This is a genomic window from Haloarchaeobius sp. HME9146, assembly GCF_025399835.1.
Classification (GTDB): Archaea; Halobacteriota; Halobacteria; order Halobacteriales; family Natrialbaceae; genus Haloarchaeobius.
The window spans coordinates 796,664-814,867 of the sequence record NZ_JAODVR010000001.1; the positions used below are offsets into that span (position 1 = coordinate 796,664).

The window sequence follows — 18,204 nt, forward strand, 5'->3', positions numbered from 1 at the left end:
TTCCGATGCTACGTTCCCGCCGCTCCCTCCTCGGCACGCTCGCGGGCCTCGCGGGGCTCTCGACGACGACCGCTGGCTGTCTCTCCTTCGGCGGTGGCCAGGACTACCGGTTCCTCGCGAGCGACCTCGACACGCCGCTGGGACGCGAGTTCCTCGTCGCGAACCCTGCCTCTCGGCGGGCCGAGACCCGGCTCGACTACACGGCCGAACGCAAGCAGGCGTTCGTGGACGAACTGTTCGAGACCGGGACGGTCACTGCCGTCCAGTGGCCCCTGACCGAACTGACGTACTGGGGCGACCACGCCCGCCCTCGCCCCGCGTTCGTCCTGCGAGACGGTGTCTACTACCACATCCACGTCGAGGAGGAACAGGTCGACCGGGACCGATGGCTGTTCGCGGTCGAACGAACCGACGACGAGCCAGCGGGAGACGCGACGGTCCTCCGGGAGCCATTCTCCTCGCTCTCGGAACGAGACGCGGCCATCGTCCAGGCAGCCCTCGACGCCATCTACGCCGGGAACGACGGGTTCCTCGGCGAACCAGAGTTCGACGAACTCCAGCCCGTCGAGTACCACGAGGGGATGGACCCGGACGCGAGCGAACTCGTTCCGTCGCCACCGTTCGAGTACGTCGAATACGCCGAGGACTACTATCGTCCGGTCACGGACCGTCGGACGGTGTCGGTCCCGAAACGGACGTTCTCGCTCGAGCAGGTCGCCGACTCCGCGGAGGCGTTCGAGCGCTACGCCAACGAGACCATCCCCGACGTACGCTTCTCTGACGTGTCGGTCTCGGACGCCGAGCGCGAGGTGCTTGACGCGGTCGTCGACCCGGAGAACTACTCCGGACACAACGAGGACCATCCCCTCTCCGACGGGCTGGCGTCGGCGCTGGCCCACCTCGGCATCCGGGCGCATCTGCGTCCCGCCAGCGAGTACTCTGGGCGGGTCGAGTTCCGCAACGCGATCGCGGAGTACGAGGGCGACTGGTACCGGTTCGACCTGCTCGTGAACCCCAAAGACGTGAACTGAGAGGCGACTGGAAGTCGTGTTACGAGACTCTCTCGGCGTCGCGTATCACAGGGAGCGCAGCCCCTCTCAGACCTCGACTGTCGACCCCAGCTCGGGTGCGGCCGCCTCGAACCCTTCCTCGCGCAACTCGGCGGCGAACCCGGCGCAGTCGTCGCCGTGGTTCACGAGGATGGGCGTGTCGCGGTAGGAATCCAGGAACTCTCGCAGGGCGTTCGCGTCGGCGTGGGCCGAGAAGTCGTACTGCTCGGTCTGTGCGGATATCGGCATCACCCGGCCGTCTATCTCCGCCCGGCCGTGTTCGAGCGCCTGGTGGCCCGGCGTGCCCTCGACCTGATATCCAGTAAACGCTATCTTGTTCACCGGGTGGTCCCGGATCTCGGGGACGTAGGTCATCGCGGGGCCGCCGTGGAGCATCCCCGAGGTCGTGATGATGACCGTGTTCTGCTTCGCGATGCGCTTTCGCTGCCCATCGCGGCCGGTGACGAACCGGGCGTGCCCACTCGCCCGTTTCAGCTCGTCGGCGTCACGCAGGAAGCTGGGATACCGGCGGAATATCTCGGTGACGTGCTTGCCCATCCCGTCGACGTAACAGCCGATGTCGTGGGCGGCGCAGACGCACATTATCTCCTGGGTGCGGCCGATACCGAAGGCAGGGACGACGACCGTGCCGCCCTCCCAGATGGTCGTCTTCAGGCTCTCGGCGAAGCGCTGTTCGATTTCGGGCCGGGGGTCGCGGTAGGTGTCGGCGTAGGTCGCCTCCGTGAGAACCACGTCGGCGTCGGGGCGGTCCCGGGAGCCGGCGAGCAGGCGCTGGTTCTCGGTGTGGAAGTCGCCCGAGTACAGCAGTCGTGTCTCCCCGTCGTCGACGAGGACGTGCGCACTGCCGGGGATGTGGCCCGCGTTGAAGAACGTCACCTCGTAGCCCGCGGCCTCGAACGGGACGCCGTAGGCGTGGGTGTGCGACACCTGCGTGAGTCGCTTCAGTTCGGCCTCGGTGAACGGGCAGTCGTAGGTCCCGCCGTTGAGTTTGAGCGTGTCCCGCCCGAGCACCTGCGTGAGTTCGGCGGTCGGCGGCGTCCAGTGGACCGGGGGGCGCTCGTTGCCCGACAGCAGGGCCGGGATGGTGCCGACGTGGTCGAGGTGGCCGTGGCTCACGACCACGGCATCGGGCGTCGGCTGGTCGACGGGGTACTGCGGGGGGTTGCCCGAAGCCATCCCGAAATCGAGCAAGAGCGAATCGTCGACGAGGATGGCACTCCGACCGATCTCGCCCGCACCGCCGAGGAACCGTAGCTGCATCTGTCTCCACCTTGCTGCTGGAGGTGTTTCCCTTCGTCGGTTCGGAACGTCCAGCCGACGGGCTCAGAACGTCCCGTTCTCGCGCTGGCTGCGCCTGACGGTGAAGTACTGGTACTCGTCGCCGTAGGCCAGCGCGAGCGACCCGAGCCACCAGTTCCAGCGCTCGACCACGTCACCCTCGGGTGCGTCGCGGAGGTTGTCCACGATGACGTCCGACGTGAGCTCGTGGCCCGCGTCCCGCCGGTACTGCCCGGAGTCGTGGAGGTCCACTGCCTCGCGCACGACGACGTGGGCCTGTCCGCCGAACTCGCGTTCGAGCCGGAGCTCGAGTCGGCCGGGTTGCATGGTCGCTGGTTCGGCGGCGGGTGACTTACCTTTCGGGGTGGTTTCGACGGAGTTTTGAACGACGGTGAACGAGTTGGGAGCACTATGGCGAGTTTCAACGTCGTCGTTGCGGACCCCGAGACGGGCGCGACACACCAACTCGAAGCAGAGGAACAGGACGCCAACCGATTCATCAACAAGGAGATCGGTGACGAAGTCGACGGCGCCGCCGTCGGCCTCGACGGCTGCACGCTCGAGATCACGGGCGGCTCCGACGCCGCCGGTCGCCCGATGCGTGCCGACATCGCCGGCCCGAACCTCAAGGAGGTCCTGATGAAGGAGCGCTCCGTCGGCTACAAGCCGGACCGTCCGGGCCAGCGCAAGCGCCTGACCCTCCGCGGTCGCGTCGTCTCCGACGAGACCAGCCAGATCAACACGAAGGTCGTCTCCGTCGGCGACAAGAGCGTCCCGGAGCTCCTCGGCCTCGAAGGCGGCGAGGACGAGGACGAAGACGCAGACGAAGAGTAAGACCACCAGACGGGTCCGTCCCGAGCGCGTCGTAGGTCTCCTGAGGGTCACTCCCTCGGCGCGCGCTCGCGGCCCACGACACTTCTTTCGCGCCCTTCCCCGGCGAGCGACAGGTATTCCAGCCGTGACGGTCCATTGGTACGTATGGCTGATCGCGTTTCTTCCGATGCAGTGCCGACGGTGCGAGCGAAGTTACAGAAACACGGAGCGACCGACCGACTCAGAATCGAACTCCCGGCCGAGGAGGCCGAGAAGTTCCCCGAAGGCGAGGTCGTCCGGATGATGCTCGATGGGAAAGAGCGCCACGCCCGCATCGAATCGCACCTGACGAGCGAGGGGCTGGTCATCGCCGGTGTCTTCGACACGCCGTCGGCCGCCCGCGAGAAGAGTGGGGACGACCGACTCGCCGAGTGGTGTTCGAAGCACAACCGCAGCGCTGGCGGGTCGGTGCTGGTCGACATCATCGAAGACGCGTTCCAGTACGGCGTGCGGGCCCCGGGAGACCGCGCGTTCTACACCGCACTGGAGAAGCCGAGTGATAGTCTCGCGTCTATCGCTGAAGATATCGAAGATTAGAGCCGGGGGAGGAACGAGTAGAGCAGATAGCCGAACGCGAGGTGCTGGAGCATGGTGCGTTCGACGGTCACGCGGACCTGGTGTTCGTCCTCGATAGAGTACTCCTTGGTGCGGACCTTCTTGTGCATGCGAAGCGTGTCTTCCTCTTCGAGCTGGTGCAGGCTGGGGTAGACCGTCCCCGGGCTCAGCTGGGCGTCGAACAGGCGCGTGAGGTCCGAGATGAGCTCTTTGCCGTGGGTCTCCCCGCGAAGGGAGATGAGCATGAGCAAGATCTCGTCGAGGTTCTCCTTGATGATCGTCTCCTCGAAGTCCGCGTGGTCGGTCGGGAGCGCTTTCTCGACCGAGTCGAGCATCTCGTCGAGCTCTCGCTCGACGGATTTGTCGTCGACCTTGTGGGCGGACCCGATGGTCAGTTCGTACTGTTCCTCGCCACTATCGTCACCGGTGGCAGCTGCCGTGAGGTCGCTGAACACCGACTGGGAATCGGAATCGTCGTACATATTGTCGTCACCTTTTGGCCTTCTCCGAACGGACGTAAGGGGCCTCCACCAGGAGCCTCGAGCCGCGTCCAGATACTGAATAGATGCTAGGAGTCCTCTGCAATAAGTCAATCGGCCAACCAACATTCTATGACATAAGTGTAATGGCCGAGAGGCGCTGGAATTCGCTAGTCAGGAAATGCAGTAAATTACAGTCTCAGGTACTCGAAACTCTAAAATTCAGAATTGGTGATTTCTGTCGGTACTGCCGATACTCGCAGCATGTATCAGAAATATTTTATGGCTCGTCAGTCGTCACCGATGGCTTTGATTATCTCCTGTCGAGGGGGGTCCTGGTCGTCGAGGTCCTTCTCGACCCGTCGTTCCGCGAGCCGGGCGAGCATCAGGTGCTCTTCGAGGTCGTCGTCTGCCATCCTGGCGATGTACTTGAGCGACCGGGCGTGGGTCCCGAAGGGTGTCCCCGAGAGCGTCTCCAGGGGGTACTCCAGTGTCGCCGGTTCGTCGTACTTCCTGTTGTGGATCTCGGCCAGCGACAGCCCGCGGATGTACGTCACCATCGCGTTCCGGACGGTCGAACTGATCCAGCCGAGGTGTTCGTAGTAGCGCAGGCAGTTGAGCGCCCCGCTGGTCCCGAACGTCTCACCGAGGTAGCGAGCCCACTCCATGGTGGCCTCCATGGCCGCCGGAGTGCTGGGCATCGACCGCAGATACGGTTTCTCGGTGTGCAGTGACATCCGTGTCTCCTACTGGAATCCTCGGTCCATATCGGTATAAAAGCTCTTGCCATATCGAGCACTGAGTCGCGGGCTGTGTCGCGCCGGGGCGACTCAGACGGAGATGAGCGCGTCGACGACGTAGCGGGTCAGCTCGGCCGTGAGCGCGCCGGTCCACGTGAGCGCCACGAAGTGGACGTACCCACTCAGCATGTGGCCGCGGTCGGTCACCCGGATCATGATGGACGAGAGCACCGCGTTGAGTACGATGGTCAGGATGAGCAGGAACTCGATCATCTGCACGTCGTACTGCTTCGTCGACAGCAGGAAGCTCATCTGGCTCGCGCTCAGGTTCATGTCCTCGGTTATCTGCATCAGCAACTCGACGACCTCCAGCCCGACGAAGAAGGAGAACACCGAGGCGGCGGTGAGGCCGTACAGGACCCCGATGAGGGTCGTGGTCGCCTGCTGGCGCTGTTCGCGCACCTTCAGAACCTCTCCTAAGTTGCGGGAGATGACCTGCCCGAGCATCTTCGGGTCCCCACCCATCCGGCGGCCCTCGACGTACATGTCGCCGAACTTCTGGATGAGGTACGAGCCGGTCTCTGCGGCGAAGAGGGCCCACGACCGCGTCGAGTCGATGCGGATGTTCAGGCGCTTGTACAGGTTGTCGATGTTCTTGGTGAGCGAGCCGAAGTCCTTCTTGCGAAGGGTCTCGAGGACGTTCCCGGTCGAGGTCTGCTTGACCGACTCGACCGCCCCGAGCGCCCGGATGAAACTCGGGAACTCGCTGTCGCGGTCCTGGACCTTCTTCTCCTCCCTGCGGACCAGCCAGCCCGGGATGAGCAGGGGCGTCACCGGGATGGCCGCCATGATGGGCAACGGGAGGATGTCGCTCTCGATGGGAAGGTAGCCGAGCAGGATACCACCGACGACGGCGAAGGAGACGATGGAGAGGCCACCACCGACCACCATCGCGGGGAGGGCGCGCTTGAGCGGGTAGTCACCGGCAGTCTCCTGGATGTACCACACCGGGTCGTACGGCGAGATGGTGTGGATGGCGTAGACGAACCCGGCCTGCACGATGACGAACATCCCGATGACCGCCCCGACCGCGAGCGTCGGGTTGACCCCCACGAGGACGGGGAGGACGATGGCGAACACGAGGACGAACGCGGTCGACAGCATCATCGACAGGTAGAGCTCTTTCATCACGTCCAGTTTGTTCAGGTCCGCCTCGTACCGGATGACGAACTGCTGGATGATGCTCTCCTGTTCGTCGATGAGGAACTCCGAGATCTGCTGGCCGCCGCCGATGGTGTACGCGAGGCGTTCGAGGAAGTCAGAGAGCAGGGGGGAGTTCACCTGCCGGGCGCGCATCCGGCAGGCGTCGTCGAGGCTCTGGTTCCACGTGTCCACCAGCGCGACGAGGTAGCCCATCTCCTCGGCGAGCGCCTGGTACTCGTCCTCCTCGGCGAGGGTCCGGAATATCTCGACGCGATTGATGTTCGTCATCGAGAGGACGGTGATGTGGGTCAAGAACAGGTGAAAGCGCTGCCGGATCTGCTTGCGCTGTCTGTCCTGGACCGCTTTCGGATAGAGCAGTGCCGCGACCACGGAGAACAGTCCGAGCAGGACGAGCGGGCCGCCGACGGTCAGCGAGAGCGACAGCGCGACCGTGATGGCGATGGTCCCGACCGCGAACACGAACGACGGCAGGACGATGATGAGCAGGTACGTCCGAACCGGCATCTCCATCCGCCGGTAGGCCTCCTGGATGGAGGAGATGAGGGCGTTCACGTCGCCGGGCTGTTGGGTCGCGGTTGACATGGTCAGATGGTCGCGCCGAGGTCGGCGGTCCGGATGGGGATGCCCTCCATCCCGTCGCGCTGGAAGTCGGCGATGAACTCGTTCACCTCGTGGTAGCCGAGGATGTCCGCGTCCATCGCGCGCCGGATGAGTTCGGCGCGCTTGTCGAGTTCGTCGTAGATGAGCCGGGTGTCCTGGTAGCCGAGCAGCTCCGCGATCTGCTCTTCGAGCACGTAGGAGTTGTTCCGGCCGGTGAAGTCGACGTTGTCCTCGCGGGGGTCCCAGTTGAACGCCTGTCGCGTGACGACGCCGCCCTCGTAGTCGGAGTAGCCCTCTATCTCCTGGACCGACGTGACCCGGCGAAGCACCTTGTCACCCTGCTTGACGCGGTTCTGGAACAGCGCCACGTCGCAGTTGTCCATGAACGTCTCGGGGACGTTGATGGGCGCGCCGGTGAACCGCTGGATCATCGAGACGATGTCCGAGGCGTGGAACGTGAGCATCACCGGGTGGCCGGTCTGGGCCGCCTGGAACGCCATCTGGCCCTCCGCCCCGCGGACCTCCCCGACGATGATGTAGTCGGGGCGCGAGCGCAGCGCGGCCGCGACGAGGTCGAACATGTCGACGTCCGCGCCGTCGTCGCCCGAGCCCTCACGCGTGAGGAGTTGCTGCCACGTCTCCTGTGGCGGCTTCACCTCGGCGGTGTCCTCGGCGGTGTATATCTTCGAGTCGTTCGGGATGAACGAGAGGCTCGCGTTGAGCGTCGTCGTCTTCCCCGACGCCGTCTCCCCGACGACGAACACCGTCTGCTCGTTCTCCAGGCAGAGCCAGAGGTACGCGCTGAGTTCGGGACTCAGGGTGCCCCACTTCGTGATCTGGAAGATGGAGAGCGGAATCTCCTCGCCCTGACGGATGGTGAGCGACGGGCCTTTCACCGAGACGTCGTCGGAGAAGATGATGTTGACACGCGACCCGTCCGGGAGCGTCGAGTCGATGATGGGGTGCGAGTCAGACACCGGCGTGTCCATCCGCTCGCCCATGTTACGGATCCAGTTCTGGAACGCCTCCAGCGAGCCGAAGTCGACGTTCGTGCCGACCATCCCGTAGGTCCCGTGGTCGATGTCGCACTGGTGCGGGCCGATGACGTGGATGTCCTCGTTCTCCGGGTCCTGCATGACGGGGTCGAGCGGGCCGAGGCCGACGATGTCGCGCTGCAGGTGGTAGCGAAGCGAGTGGTAGGTCTGCTGGTCGACCGTGATGTTCCCGCCGAGTGCCCCGCCGATGCCGCTGATGGCCCCGCCGACCGAGACGACCTCGTTCAGGAGGCCGTCGAGGTGCTTCTCGAACTCATCGTTCTCCGAGGGCGCTGGCCGGGTGACCGACCGGTCGAGGATGCGCTGGCGGACCTGCGCGTACAGGTCGCGCTGTTGCTCCGAGAGCGTCGGTTCGATGCAGTAGTAGGTGGTGTCGATACCGAGGTCGCCGAAGACGTGGACGAACACGTCGTCGGCCACCTGGTAGCAGACGTTCGGTCGGTCCGATTTGTAGTCGCCGGGGTCGTCGACCAGCGTCGGGTACTCCCCGAACTCCGCGCCGAACTCCTGGAGGTGGTCCATCAGGTGCAGATGCTGTTCGGCCTGCTGGCGCAACTCCGAGGACATCCGGGTGGTGCCGTACTCCGCCATCTCAGGCCACCGTCCGGTTCACGACGGTCATCCCACGACCCTGCTGGACGTTGAAGCCGATGGAGTCGTCGACCGGGTCCCGCATGTTGGTGAACCGGCGCACCCGGATGGTCCGTCGGATGGCCTGTCCCACGGTCTCGGTCTCGATCTGTAAGAACACGTCCGCGACGCTCCGGATGGGCAACAGCGCCTTCTCCGTGACGGCCTCGGGGTCGACGGTCAACACGACCGACTTCCCCTTCTTGGTCATCCCCTGCAGATAGGTGAGGACGCTCTCCATCTTGTGGTCCTCGTCGCCGACGCCGGTGATGGCGTCGAACGTCGGGTCGTTGCGCAAGAACGCGCTGAAGGCGTCGACGATGATGACGTCGCCCTGCCACAGCAGGCTGGGCTGGGTCAGCCGGGAGAGCAGCTCCCGGCGGTCGCCGTTGCGGTGCGTGTCCACGTCCGCGGTGAGGAACAGCACCTTGCCCGACAGCAGGTGGTCGACCACGTCGTACGACAGCGAGTGCATCTGTCGGATGAACTCACCAGCCGTGAGTTCCGTCGAGACGTAGCCGACGTAGGCGTCTTCGGACGCGACGCCGTACGCGATGCGCTGGCTCAGCACCGATTTTCCTGCACCGTCGACGCCTTCGACGAGGACGATGCTGCCTTCGGGGATGCCGCCCCCGAAAGCGTGGTTGACGCGGTCAGTGTCGGTCAGTCCGAGCGAGTAGTAGTCGTTCATACGTAGAATTCGAACACCTCCTCGTCGCCGTTCACGATGATGACGACGCGGTGCGCTCCGGTCGCGAGGCTCCGGTCCAGGTCGAGTTGTGCGACGTTGCCCGGCCGCCACTCGCTGCCGTCGATGACGGTCAGCGAGCGGTCGCCATCGGTCACGTACTGGCCGTCGACGAGCACGTCGACGTTGCTCGTCTCGTTCGGCAGCCGCTGGTTCCCGGTGTTCTTCACCAGGAGCGTGATGGTGTCCGAGCCGTCGTCGTACACCGCGGTACTGCCGGGGTCGGAGATGATGTCGACCTCGGTGTCTATCTTCTGTGCCGCGTCCGCACTCTTGGCATCTATCGAGCTACTCACCTCGCCGACGTTGGTCACCATGGTCCCGGCGACGCTCACCGCGATGAGCATCGCGGCGATGAACATGATGAGACTCGAGACTGATGTGCTTGCCATCTTACACCTCCGTTATCGTTTCCGCCACGCCGTACTCGGTCACCACCTTCACCCGGTCCGGGGTGGTGGTGATGCCGGTCAGTTCGAACTCGAGGGACTCGCCCGGCATCCAGAGGACCCGGCCGGAATCACCCTCGACCCGCGTCGTCGCGTCGGTCCGGTAGACGCCGTCGACCAGCAGGTCCGTCTCGTTCACCGAAAGGGTGCGAGAGCCGGTGTTCGTGACGTTCACCGTCAGGGTGTCCGCGCTGGCGTTGTACGTCACGTTCGTCACGTTCATGTCCGTGTTCCGCCGTTCCAGCTCGCGCTCGCCGCGGTCGTCGACCGCGGTCGTGACCCGCTCGTTCGCGCTCTCGAGGACCGGGACGGCCGTGCTCACGGTGAGGAGCACGCCCACGAACAGGATTGCCGCCGCGCCACTGATACTCAGTCCCATGGTTACAGTCCGGTGTCGTCCATCGTCTCCTGGACCGCGCTGAGCTTCATGATGTACTCGTAGCTCTCGGCGTGGTCCTCCGCGTTCAGTTCTTCCGGGTCCCGACTCGGGTCCACGTTGAGGTCGAGGTCCGGTCCCGAAAGGACGCCCTCGAGGTACGATTTCACCGCGGGCGATATCCACCCGATCTCCTCGTAGTAGGCGATCGCCCGCAGGGTCGCCGCGGGCCCCGCGCTGGTCACCAGGTCGGTCAGCCACTCGAACACGATGATGTCCGTCGCGTACGTGTCCGCGAGGCTGGGCAGCGTCGCGTCGGAGCCGACACCTTCGGCGGCGACGAACGGGTCGGTCGCCTCCGTCACCTGGTCGGCTCCGTCCTCCCGGTCGTTCTGTGCAACGTCCTGTTCGGCGGTGCTCATCTCGGCGTCCTCCGATTCGGACGTGGTCTCGACCTGTATCTCGTTGTCCGGTTCATCTGCTTCTTCTGGGCTATGCGTCTGTACTGTTTCGCCGTCGTCATCGTGTTCCTCGTGGTCGGCTTCGACCGCCGAATCGGCCGCCTGCTCCGCTTTGAGGTCGTCGAACGACACCGCGTCGCCGTCCTCGTCGTCCTCGTCCGCGGTGGAGTCGGTCGGTTCAACGGGGACCTCGTTGTCGTCCCCGTCTACACCGTCCTCGTCCGCGTTTTCGCCGTCCTCGTCGTCCTCCTCGCCGGCCGGCATCCCGGCCGGTTCGTCGGTCTCGGTGGCGAAGCCGAACCCCTCGGCGTCTTCGTCCATCGCCGCGCCGGGCTGCCCGCCCTCCATGAACGGGTTCGCGCTCGCGGTCAACTGGTCGTAGATGCCGAGCAGCTGGCGGACCGTGTCGTTCACGTCTTCGATGCGATCGGCGACTTGCTCCTGAGAGCCCTGGATGCCGTCCAGCTGGTTCTGGGACTGGCTCAGGTCCTCTTCCATCCCGTCGATACGCTGTTCGAGCGTCTCGATCTGCTCTTCCTGGTCGAGCTCGTCGATGGAGACACGGGTGTTCTGTGGCTGGGGGCTCTGGTTGCCCTGTCCGGGCATGCCGCCCTGTCCAGCCTGTGAACCGCCTGCCGACTGCTGCTGCTGGTTCTGGCCGGCACCGGGGGCGGTCCCCCGTGCCTGATTGCCGCCCGAACCGAGGAAGTCGGCGAGGATGTCTCGAAGTCCCATGTCGTGTCGTTAGTACTCGTCTTCGCTCGTGTGCGAGCCGTCGTCTCTGCGACGTAGTGCGAGTCTCGCGACCGTCTCTGTGCTCTCAGCAGTCACCATCGAACACTTACAGGGTAGTTTGTATAGAGGCTCGTACGAGTTCGGAGGCCGACTCGGTGGGCGTATCGAGACGTGAGTCGACGACCGATTCGACGCCCGAGGGCATACGGGCCTTGATAGGCTCATACTCCGATGCCATACTCGGGGAACGCTCCCCAAGCTGTGATGCTACACATCGGCTCACCCCGGAACGGGGAACGACGTTCGCGGCAGCTGGCGACAGACGGGATCGACCCGTCCGCCCAGCTGCCGGTTGGCCCATCTGGGCCATGCGCAGCTGGTCACGGCCACGTGGGCCATCTCGCCCGCGCGGTCGTGAGTGAGCCACTCGCACACGGGGTGAAATACCGATGAACGTAACGGAATCAAAAGATGGTGACCGCGGGCAGGTCGGAATCGGCACCTTGATCATCTTCATAGCGATGGTCCTGGTGGCCGCAGTCGCAGCTGGCGTGTTGATCAACACGGCCGGCATGCTCGAAGCGAAGGCGTCGGACACGAGTTCAGACGCCCAGGCCCAGGTCTCGAATCACATCACCGTCGTTTCGGCGACCGGTGAAGTGAACGCAAATGGCACCGGAATCGATACGGTCAACATCACCTTGATGAAGGCCGCCGGTGCCGGCGACATAGACCTGACCAAAGCGTCGTTCGAATGGGTCTCAGACACCGCAGCAGTCACGCTGTCAAGCGACAGCACTGCTGTCTCGCTCACGAAGATGAGCGGAGACTCGAACACGACGCTGAACGACCGCTCCGACCGGATCCGCGTCACCATTAACGTCACTGACGCAGCAGTCGAAGGACAGTACCTCGCAGAGGGCGAAAAAGCGATGTTGCAGATAGTCGATGCATCTGGGGCGAAGACGCTTTACGGCATCAACGTCCCGTCGACCATCTCCGACGAGAAATTCGTCAAAGTCTGAGAGGGAAACGAACCGTGCCCCATCCGGGGCACCACGATCACACATGAACGAACGCACAATCAACGCGGACGCGAACGCAGATGGAGTCCTCTCGCCGGAGGACCTCTCTCCCGACGAGGACCGCGTCAAGGCCCTCGAGGAGAACCGGTTCGTCGTTTCGGCGAGCGAGGACTCGGCTGCGAACACGTACGGCGGTGAGAACCGATTACCGGACGTGGACCCGGCGCTCATCCCAGACGTCGGGTCCGACACCCGGGACCGGGACCGGCCGACCAGCGGGTCGGCCGACCCCGCCGATACGCTAGCGAACGCGAGTGCCCGCTACGGTGTGGACGTGACGGTGAAGACCGACGACGGTATCGAACGCGAACAGTTGACCTCGAGCGACATTCGGGTCGTGTTCACGAAGTTGCTCCGCTGGTACGCACGGCAGCTCGACGACGAGCTCCCACCGGAGGAGACGCTGCAGATCCTGCTCGACGCGTCCGAGCTCGAAGTTACGTACTGAATCTGGTAGTTTCTCGGTTGTTTCTCGACGCTGTAGCGGTAGCGAAGAACGTGTGAGTTTCTACTAACCGATAGACTAGAGTACGGAAATCGGCTCGTTTTCCACCTCGTATCGAGACGTGAGTCGAGGTTCGAATCGGCACCTGAAATGATACTTGCCTTGATAGTACTACCTTGCTATGGACTATTCGGGGCGCATCCCCACCCAGGAAAATGATAGTGGACAATACAACGAACGGCGAACGCGGCCAGGTGGGCATCGGTACGCTCATCATCTTCATCGCGATGGTGCTGGTCGCAGCGGTTGCAGCTGGCGTGCTCATCAACACGGCCGGGCTGCTCGAAGCGTCTGCGTCCGACACGGGCGCGGACTCGCAAGCACAGGTTTCCAACCAGATCGACGTGGTCACCGCGGTCGGTGAGACGAACGCGACCGACTACGTCGACACGCTGAACTTCACGGTCAAGAAGTCCGCAGGCTCGGGCAAGATTGACTTGCAGTCGGCGACCATCGAGTACCTCTCGGACGACGCGAGTACGACGCTCTCGTACGGTGCGACCGCGGACGCGTCGAACTACTCGACGACCTCGCTGGTCGGTAACGGCGACGACGTGCTCGACAACACGACCGAGCGCGTGAAGATCACGGTCGACCTCTCGTCGGGGAGTGGCCTCGCTGATGCCCTCGCAGCTGGCGAGGAAGCGACCGTCCGGCTGGTCGACCAGTCCGGTGCGACGACCATCTACGGTGTGAACGTCCCCGACACGATCTCGGGTGAAACGTTCGTGGCGGTGTAATCATGTTCGGAGAATTCAACGCAGACGACGACCGCGGTCAGGTTGGTATCGGCACGCTCATCATCTTCATCGCGATGGTGCTGGTCGCAGCGGTTGCAGCTGGCGTGCTCATCAACACGGCCGGGCTGCTCGAATCGTCTGCGTCCGACACGGGCGCGGACTCGCAAGCACAGGTTTCCAACCAGATCGACGTGGTCACCGCGGTCGGTGAGACGAACGCGACCGACTACGTCGACACGCTGAACTTCACGGTCAAGAAGTCCGCAGGCTCGGGCAAGATTGACTTGCAGTCGGCGACCATCGAGTACCTCTCGGACGACGCGAGTACGACGCTCTCGTACGGTGCGTCCGCGGACGCGTCGAACTACTCGACGACCTCGCTGGTCGGTAACGGCGACGACGTGCTCGACAACACGACCGAGCGCGTGAAGATCACGGTCGACCTCTCGTCGGCGACGGGCGTGGCTGATGCCCTCGCAGCTGGCGAGGAAGCGACCGTCCGGCTGGTCGACCAGTCCGGTGCGACGACCATCTACGGTGTGAACGTCCCGGACACCATCTCGGGCGAGACCTTCGTCGCGGTCTAAACTAGCGGCTGACACCCGCTCCGAGTCGTCACGTCTGCGGGCGTATCCATCCCATCGGTTCGGTCTCCGGACCGGGGATGCGCCGGTGAGACCGACCGGAGGAACGGCCGCTCGACGCGTCCGACCCACGGATGCGCTCGTAGACCCGACCCGGGATTTCAGTACAGTGCGACCGATCGACAGAAACGATGTGGCGTATCCCACACACATCACAGGCAACGAAGATTCGGCTCGAATCGGTGTCGACCCCTCACGCTATGATAGTGGCGTATCCCAGGGCACATCGCGAGGCAACGCGAGACTGACCCGATTCGTCCCGGATTCGTACTCCATTCCCACCTTCGCGGGCTCGCGGGCACTTCCCACGTCCGTGACTCGCGTTCTTTTTACCATTCGAGGAGCTACCGCGTCTATGAGCGATTCACCCCGTACGGAGTTCCTCGCAGGCGAACGTACCGACGACGTCGCACTGTATCTCGCCGACTCGTTCGTCGACGACATCGGCCGACTGGAGAAGTACGGCGAGCGCGCCGACGACGGCATCGTCATCGTCGTCGACGGCGACAGCGGTCGGAACGCGTTCACCGTCGGCACCGGCTCGGACGCGATGGCGTTCGCCCAGGAGGCGATGAAGATCGAGGGGACCATCGGTGCAGACCTGACCAGCGGGGAGTGCCCCGAGTGCGAGGGCGGGACTGTCGATTACGTGTTCGCGTTCGCCGAGGAGCAGAACGAGGAGGTCGGCGGGCTCTACGAGGAGGGTGACGTCATCCACGCCTACGCTCGCTGTACCTGCGGTGCGGCGTACAGCCACAAGTGGGTCGCCGGCGAGCGGTAGGCGATGCCCACGGTCGTCACGGTCGGCAGCGCCCTGCTTGACCGAATCTACCCGGTGACGAACCTGCCCGAACCCGACGGCGGCGCGTTCGCTCGCGACGAGCAGCTCGCGGTGGGCGGGGTCGCCGCGAACGTGGCCGCGGGGCTGTCGACACTCGGGAGAGAGACGGGCGTCGTCAGCCGGGTCGGCCGTGACGACGACGGTGACCGCGTGCTCGCGGACCTGCGCGAGCGCGGCATCGATGCTTTGCGAGTCAAACGCGGCGAGGAGCGCTCCAGCTACACGATGATTCTGCGGGACGACGACGGGGAGCGCATGATAATCGCCGGCGGCGAGAGCATCCCGAAGCTGCGACTGGACGAGAACGATATCGACTACTGTCGCGAGGCAGACGCCGTGTTCACGAGTGCCTACGCCCCCGACCCGGCGGTCTCGGCGCTGGTCGAGGCGGCGCAGGAAGACGGCGGTTTCCCGCCCATCGTCTTCGACCTGGCGGGCCCGCTTGCGGAGCTGGAGGGGCGGGGAACCCAAAAAGAGACCATCGACGACCTGCTCTCTGTGGTGGACTGTTTCGTGTCGAGCGAGGTGCCCATCGAGTCGTACCTCGGCTGTACCGGCCGCGAGGCTGCTGCGGAACTTCGAGAGCGGGGCGTCTCGCGGGCCGCTCTGACCCAGGGCGAGGACGGCGCGTTGTTGCTCGACGGCGAGGAGATCGTCGAGGTGCCGGCGTTCGGGGTCGACGCCGTGGATACGACCGGTGCAGGTGACGCGTTCTCTGCGGGACTGGTCGATTCGTGGGTGCTCGATGGCAAGGCTGCGGCGAAGGCCGGCCGGTTCGCGGCGGCGGTCGCGGCCGAGAACTGTCTCGGCGCAGGGGCTCGCGGTGGGTTGCCGACGCGAGAAACGGTCGAATCGCGGTTGTCGCTGTTCTAGCGCTCCGTCTCGACGCCCTCGTCGTCCTCCTCGGGGAGGTTCCGGAAGGCGTCGATGATGACCTGCTTCGTCGTCGCGCCGCGGGTCGTCCAGTGGTGGGCGTAGTCCAGCATGTCGTCGTAGATGCGGGGCTTGCAGCCCGCGGCCTTGGGGTGGCCGCCGCCGTTGACCTGCCCTGCGACCTCGTGGCAGCGCTGGAACTCGTCGGTTCCTCGAATACTTGCCGAGCCGGCGGGCTTGACGATGACCGTGGCGTCAGCGCCCTTCTCGCGGAATGCCTCGGCGACCTCGTTCTGGGAACAGCGGCCGTAGGTCACGGCCACCTTCCAGCCGTCGATGTTCCGAATCTCGCCGCGCTCGACCGCCTTCTCGATGAGCGCCTCCTTCTCGACCCGGCGCTCGGCGAGCAGCTCACGGGCCGTTTCGGGCAGTTCGACGCCGTGCTCGGCGACGATGTCGACGTACTCCTCGGGTTCGAGCCAGTACGCCAGGTCGGCGATGTCGTCCGAGCGGGGGTCCTCGCGGAGCCAGAGGTCGTGGTCGCGGGTGACTTTCGCGAGTTCGGCGAACTGTTCGTCGAAGTCGTAGTCGAGCGAGCGCAGCGCCACGTCGGCGGTACACTCCTCCTCGCTGTCACCGACGACGAGGTCGACGCCGGCCTGGCGGACCTTCGCGGCCACGTCGTCGTGCCACTGGTGGTGGTCGAACCAGCGGACAGAGGCGCTGTTCGCCATGAGGGCTTCCAGTTCCTCGTCGACGTACTCGAACTTGTCCGGGCAGAGGTCACAGACGAACACCTGCACGTCCGGGCTGGCGTAGTCGGCGACGCGCTGGAGGCCGTCTTCGAGTTCGTGCGGGCCGGCGGGGACGAGTGCGCCCTCGCCGAACACCTCGCGGACCAGTGCGACGCAGGCCAGGCCGTCGGCGTCGGGGTCGGCCACGACGGCGACCTCCTGGCCCTCCAGGGCGGCGGCGACCTCGCGCTCCTTTCGCTCCTCGTCGATCTCGTCGGGGACGAAGAAACCGGTCCCGGGCAGGATAGATTTGCGGGACAGCGGCATGTCCTCGTCGTCGATGACGTCTTCGTACATGCCCGGACAGTGCGGGTGGGCGGGGAAGAAACCGCCGGTTCGTCAGCGTCGCGCCGCGTCGGCGGCCGGAACCACCCTCTCGACCACCGTCCCATGGGGCTCGTTCTCCCTGAACGTGAGCGTCCCATCCGAGAGGGTCACGGTCCAGAACAGCAGCCAGAGACCGAGGCCGGAGCAGTGGACCAGCGCGTCCTCGGTGCCGTCCCTGATCGCTGCGACTTCGTTGTCCGGGATGCCGCTCCCGGTGTTGGCGACCCGGACCATCACGTGCTCCCTGTCGGGGTGTTCGACCGAGACGACGACCGTTGTCGACGGGTCGTTGTGTCGAATCGCGTTGTCGATGGCCTCGGTCACGGCGAAGGAGAACTGGGGGTGCACCATGGCAGGGGCGGACGCCGGCAGTTCCGTGGTGACCGCCGTCGTCCCGTGGGCGGATGACATGGCGTCGACGCTCTGGGCGACCACGTCGACGAGGTCGATGGCGGTCGAGTCGGCGTCCTCCCACACCCGGTTGAGGCGCTTCGCCTGGCCGCTCAACCGTTCGACGTTCTCCGAGTGCGCCCGGACCCTCTCCAGCGCTTCGACAGCCTCGGCGTCGTCGACGCTGTCCACGAGCAGGTCGGTGTAGCCACGGATGATGGTCGTCTCGTTGCGCAGGTCGTGCCTGAGGACCCGATTGAGCACGGTCACCCGCCGGTTCAGTCTGTCGACGGCGGCCTTCTGGCTGCGGAGTGTCTCCTGTTCGTCGAGGAGTCGTTCCCGGTATTCCGTCACGGCGAGTCCGATGACGGCGGTCGCAGCCGAGGCGTTCAGCAGCAACACGGGGACGTTCTGGATGGGTACCCCGTCCAGTTGCTGCATCGAGATGAGGACGGCGGCGACGACGAGTCCCACGCCAGCCGAGGCGACGGTCCAGGAGAAGACCCGGAAACTGTCCCCGAGACCGAGTTGCAGCCGGGAGAGCCGGTTCGCACCGTAGATGAGACAGCCCGCGAGCACGGCCAGCAGCCCTGACTCGCCGACGGTCGAGACCAGCGAGTCACGGTGCCACACGAGATGGACGAACGCGGCGAGCAGGTACAAGCCGCCGAGGAGGAACACGGGGACGGACCGGTATCGTTCGAGGGCCGCCCTGTGCATACTGGCGGGAAG

Annotated in this window: 21 protein-coding genes; 9 read left to right on the forward strand and 12 right to left on the reverse strand. The window is 64.9% G+C overall.

Annotated elements, in window-relative coordinates:
* The first annotated feature begins 5 nt into the window (after positions 1-5).
* On the forward strand, positions 6-1,031 hold the full coding sequence (locus tag N6C22_RS04095; RefSeq protein WP_261649581.1) for a hypothetical protein: 1,026 nt from the start codon (positions 6-8) through the stop codon (positions 1,029-1,031).
* A gap of 66 nt (positions 1,032-1,097) precedes the next feature.
* On the opposite strand, the gene N6C22_RS04100 is transcribed toward N6C22_RS04095, so the two are convergent.
* Complete coding sequence (locus tag N6C22_RS04100; protein WP_261649583.1) at positions 1,098-2,330, reverse strand: MBL fold metallo-hydrolase; 1,233 nt, start codon at positions 2,328-2,330, stop codon at positions 1,098-1,100.
* A 63-nt stretch (positions 2,331-2,393) separates the two neighbouring features.
* Positions 2,394-2,675, reverse strand: coding sequence for a hypothetical protein (locus N6C22_RS04105; RefSeq protein WP_261649585.1), 282 nt, complete (start codon positions 2,673-2,675; stop codon positions 2,394-2,396).
* 84 nt (positions 2,676-2,759) lie between these two features.
* Between N6C22_RS04105 and N6C22_RS04110 the strand changes: the two genes are divergently transcribed.
* Complete coding sequence (locus N6C22_RS04110; RefSeq protein WP_261649588.1) at positions 2,760-3,182, forward strand: 30S ribosomal protein S6e; 423 nt, start codon at positions 2,760-2,762, stop codon at positions 3,180-3,182.
* Positions 3,183-3,326: 144 nt separating this feature from the next.
* A complete protein-coding gene (locus tag N6C22_RS04115; protein ID WP_261649590.1) occupies positions 3,327-3,758 on the forward strand; it encodes a hypothetical protein in 432 nt (143 codons plus the stop codon).
* On the opposite strand, the gene N6C22_RS04120 is transcribed toward N6C22_RS04115, so the two are convergent.
* The 8 genes from N6C22_RS04120 to N6C22_RS04155 form a co-directional block, all read right to left on the reverse strand.
* Positions 3,755-4,258, reverse strand: a complete 504-nt coding sequence (locus N6C22_RS04120; RefSeq protein ID WP_261649597.1) for a PadR family transcriptional regulator — start codon at positions 4,256-4,258, stop codon at positions 3,755-3,757. The two genes, N6C22_RS04115 and N6C22_RS04120, sit on opposite strands and share 4 nt — an antisense overlap.
* Positions 4,259-4,545: 287 nt before the next feature.
* A complete protein-coding gene (locus N6C22_RS04125; RefSeq protein ID WP_261649598.1) occupies positions 4,546-4,992 on the reverse strand; it encodes a FlaD/FlaE family flagellar protein in 447 nt (148 codons plus the stop codon).
* A gap of 93 nt (positions 4,993-5,085) precedes the next feature.
* Complete coding sequence (gene flaJ / locus N6C22_RS04130; protein WP_261649599.1) at positions 5,086-6,801, reverse strand: archaellar assembly protein FlaJ; 1,716 nt, start codon at positions 6,799-6,801, stop codon at positions 5,086-5,088.
* Between the two features lie 2 nt (positions 6,802-6,803).
* On the reverse strand, positions 6,804-8,465 hold the full coding sequence (locus N6C22_RS04135; RefSeq protein WP_261649600.1) for a type II/IV secretion system ATPase subunit: 1,662 nt from the start codon (positions 8,463-8,465) through the stop codon (positions 6,804-6,806).
* A 1-nt stretch (position 8,466) separates the two neighbouring features.
* Complete coding sequence (locus N6C22_RS04140) at positions 8,467-9,195, reverse strand: ATPase domain-containing protein (RefSeq protein WP_261649601.1); 729 nt, start codon at positions 9,193-9,195, stop codon at positions 8,467-8,469.
* Positions 9,192-9,644, reverse strand: coding sequence for a flagellar protein G (locus tag N6C22_RS04145; protein WP_261649602.1), 453 nt, complete (start codon positions 9,642-9,644; stop codon positions 9,192-9,194). Before N6C22_RS04145 ends, N6C22_RS04140 begins: the two co-directional genes overlap by 4 nt.
* Position 9,645: 1 nt before the next feature.
* Positions 9,646-10,080, reverse strand: a complete 435-nt coding sequence (locus N6C22_RS04150) for a fla cluster protein FlaF (RefSeq protein ID WP_261649603.1) — start codon at positions 10,078-10,080, stop codon at positions 9,646-9,648.
* 2 nt (positions 10,081-10,082) lie between these two features.
* Positions 10,083-11,273: a FlaD/FlaE family flagellar protein gene (locus N6C22_RS04155; protein WP_261649604.1), complete on the reverse strand. Its 1,191-nt coding sequence runs from the start codon at positions 11,271-11,273 to the stop codon at positions 10,083-10,085.
* 449 nt (positions 11,274-11,722) lie between these two features.
* On the opposite strand from N6C22_RS04155, the gene N6C22_RS04160 reads away from it, so the two are divergent.
* The 6 genes from N6C22_RS04160 to N6C22_RS04185 all read left to right on the forward strand — a co-directional run bounded on the left by N6C22_RS04160 (position 11,723) and on the right by N6C22_RS04185 (position 15,961).
* A complete protein-coding gene (locus N6C22_RS04160) occupies positions 11,723-12,298 on the forward strand; it encodes an archaellin/type IV pilin N-terminal domain-containing protein (RefSeq protein WP_261649606.1) in 576 nt (191 codons plus the stop codon).
* Between the two features lie 43 nt (positions 12,299-12,341).
* Positions 12,342-12,806: a hypothetical protein gene (locus N6C22_RS04165; protein ID WP_261649608.1), complete on the forward strand. Its 465-nt coding sequence runs from the start codon at positions 12,342-12,344 to the stop codon at positions 12,804-12,806.
* Positions 12,807-13,024: 218 nt separating this feature from the next.
* Positions 13,025-13,603 (forward strand): archaellin/type IV pilin N-terminal domain-containing protein, encoded by a 579-nt coding sequence (locus tag N6C22_RS04170; RefSeq protein WP_369684390.1) that lies wholly within the window; start codon positions 13,025-13,027, stop codon positions 13,601-13,603.
* A 2-nt stretch (positions 13,604-13,605) separates the two neighbouring features.
* A complete protein-coding gene (locus tag N6C22_RS04175) occupies positions 13,606-14,190 on the forward strand; it encodes an archaellin/type IV pilin N-terminal domain-containing protein (RefSeq protein ID WP_261649612.1) in 585 nt (194 codons plus the stop codon).
* A gap of 412 nt (positions 14,191-14,602) precedes the next feature.
* Positions 14,603-15,028 carry a DUF5807 family protein gene (locus tag N6C22_RS04180; protein ID WP_261649616.1) on the forward strand — a complete coding sequence of 142 codons (426 nt, stop codon included), beginning with the start codon at positions 14,603-14,605 and terminating at the stop codon, positions 15,026-15,028.
* Positions 15,029-15,031: 3 nt separating this feature from the next.
* Positions 15,032-15,961, forward strand: coding sequence for a carbohydrate kinase family protein (locus tag N6C22_RS04185; protein WP_261649618.1), 930 nt, complete (start codon positions 15,032-15,034; stop codon positions 15,959-15,961).
* Here the strand turns inward: N6C22_RS04185 and N6C22_RS04190 are convergent.
* Together N6C22_RS04190 and N6C22_RS04195 are read right to left on the reverse strand one after the other, a co-directional pair.
* A complete protein-coding gene (locus N6C22_RS04190) occupies positions 15,958-17,052 on the reverse strand; it encodes a DHH family phosphoesterase (RefSeq protein ID WP_261649620.1) in 1,095 nt (364 codons plus the stop codon). The genes N6C22_RS04185 and N6C22_RS04190 overlap by 4 nt on opposite strands.
* A 42-nt stretch (positions 17,053-17,094) precedes the next feature.
* A complete protein-coding gene (locus N6C22_RS04195) occupies positions 17,095-18,192 on the reverse strand; it encodes a sensor histidine kinase KdpD (protein ID WP_261649622.1) in 1,098 nt (365 codons plus the stop codon).
* Between the last annotated feature and the right edge of the window lie 12 nt (positions 18,193-18,204).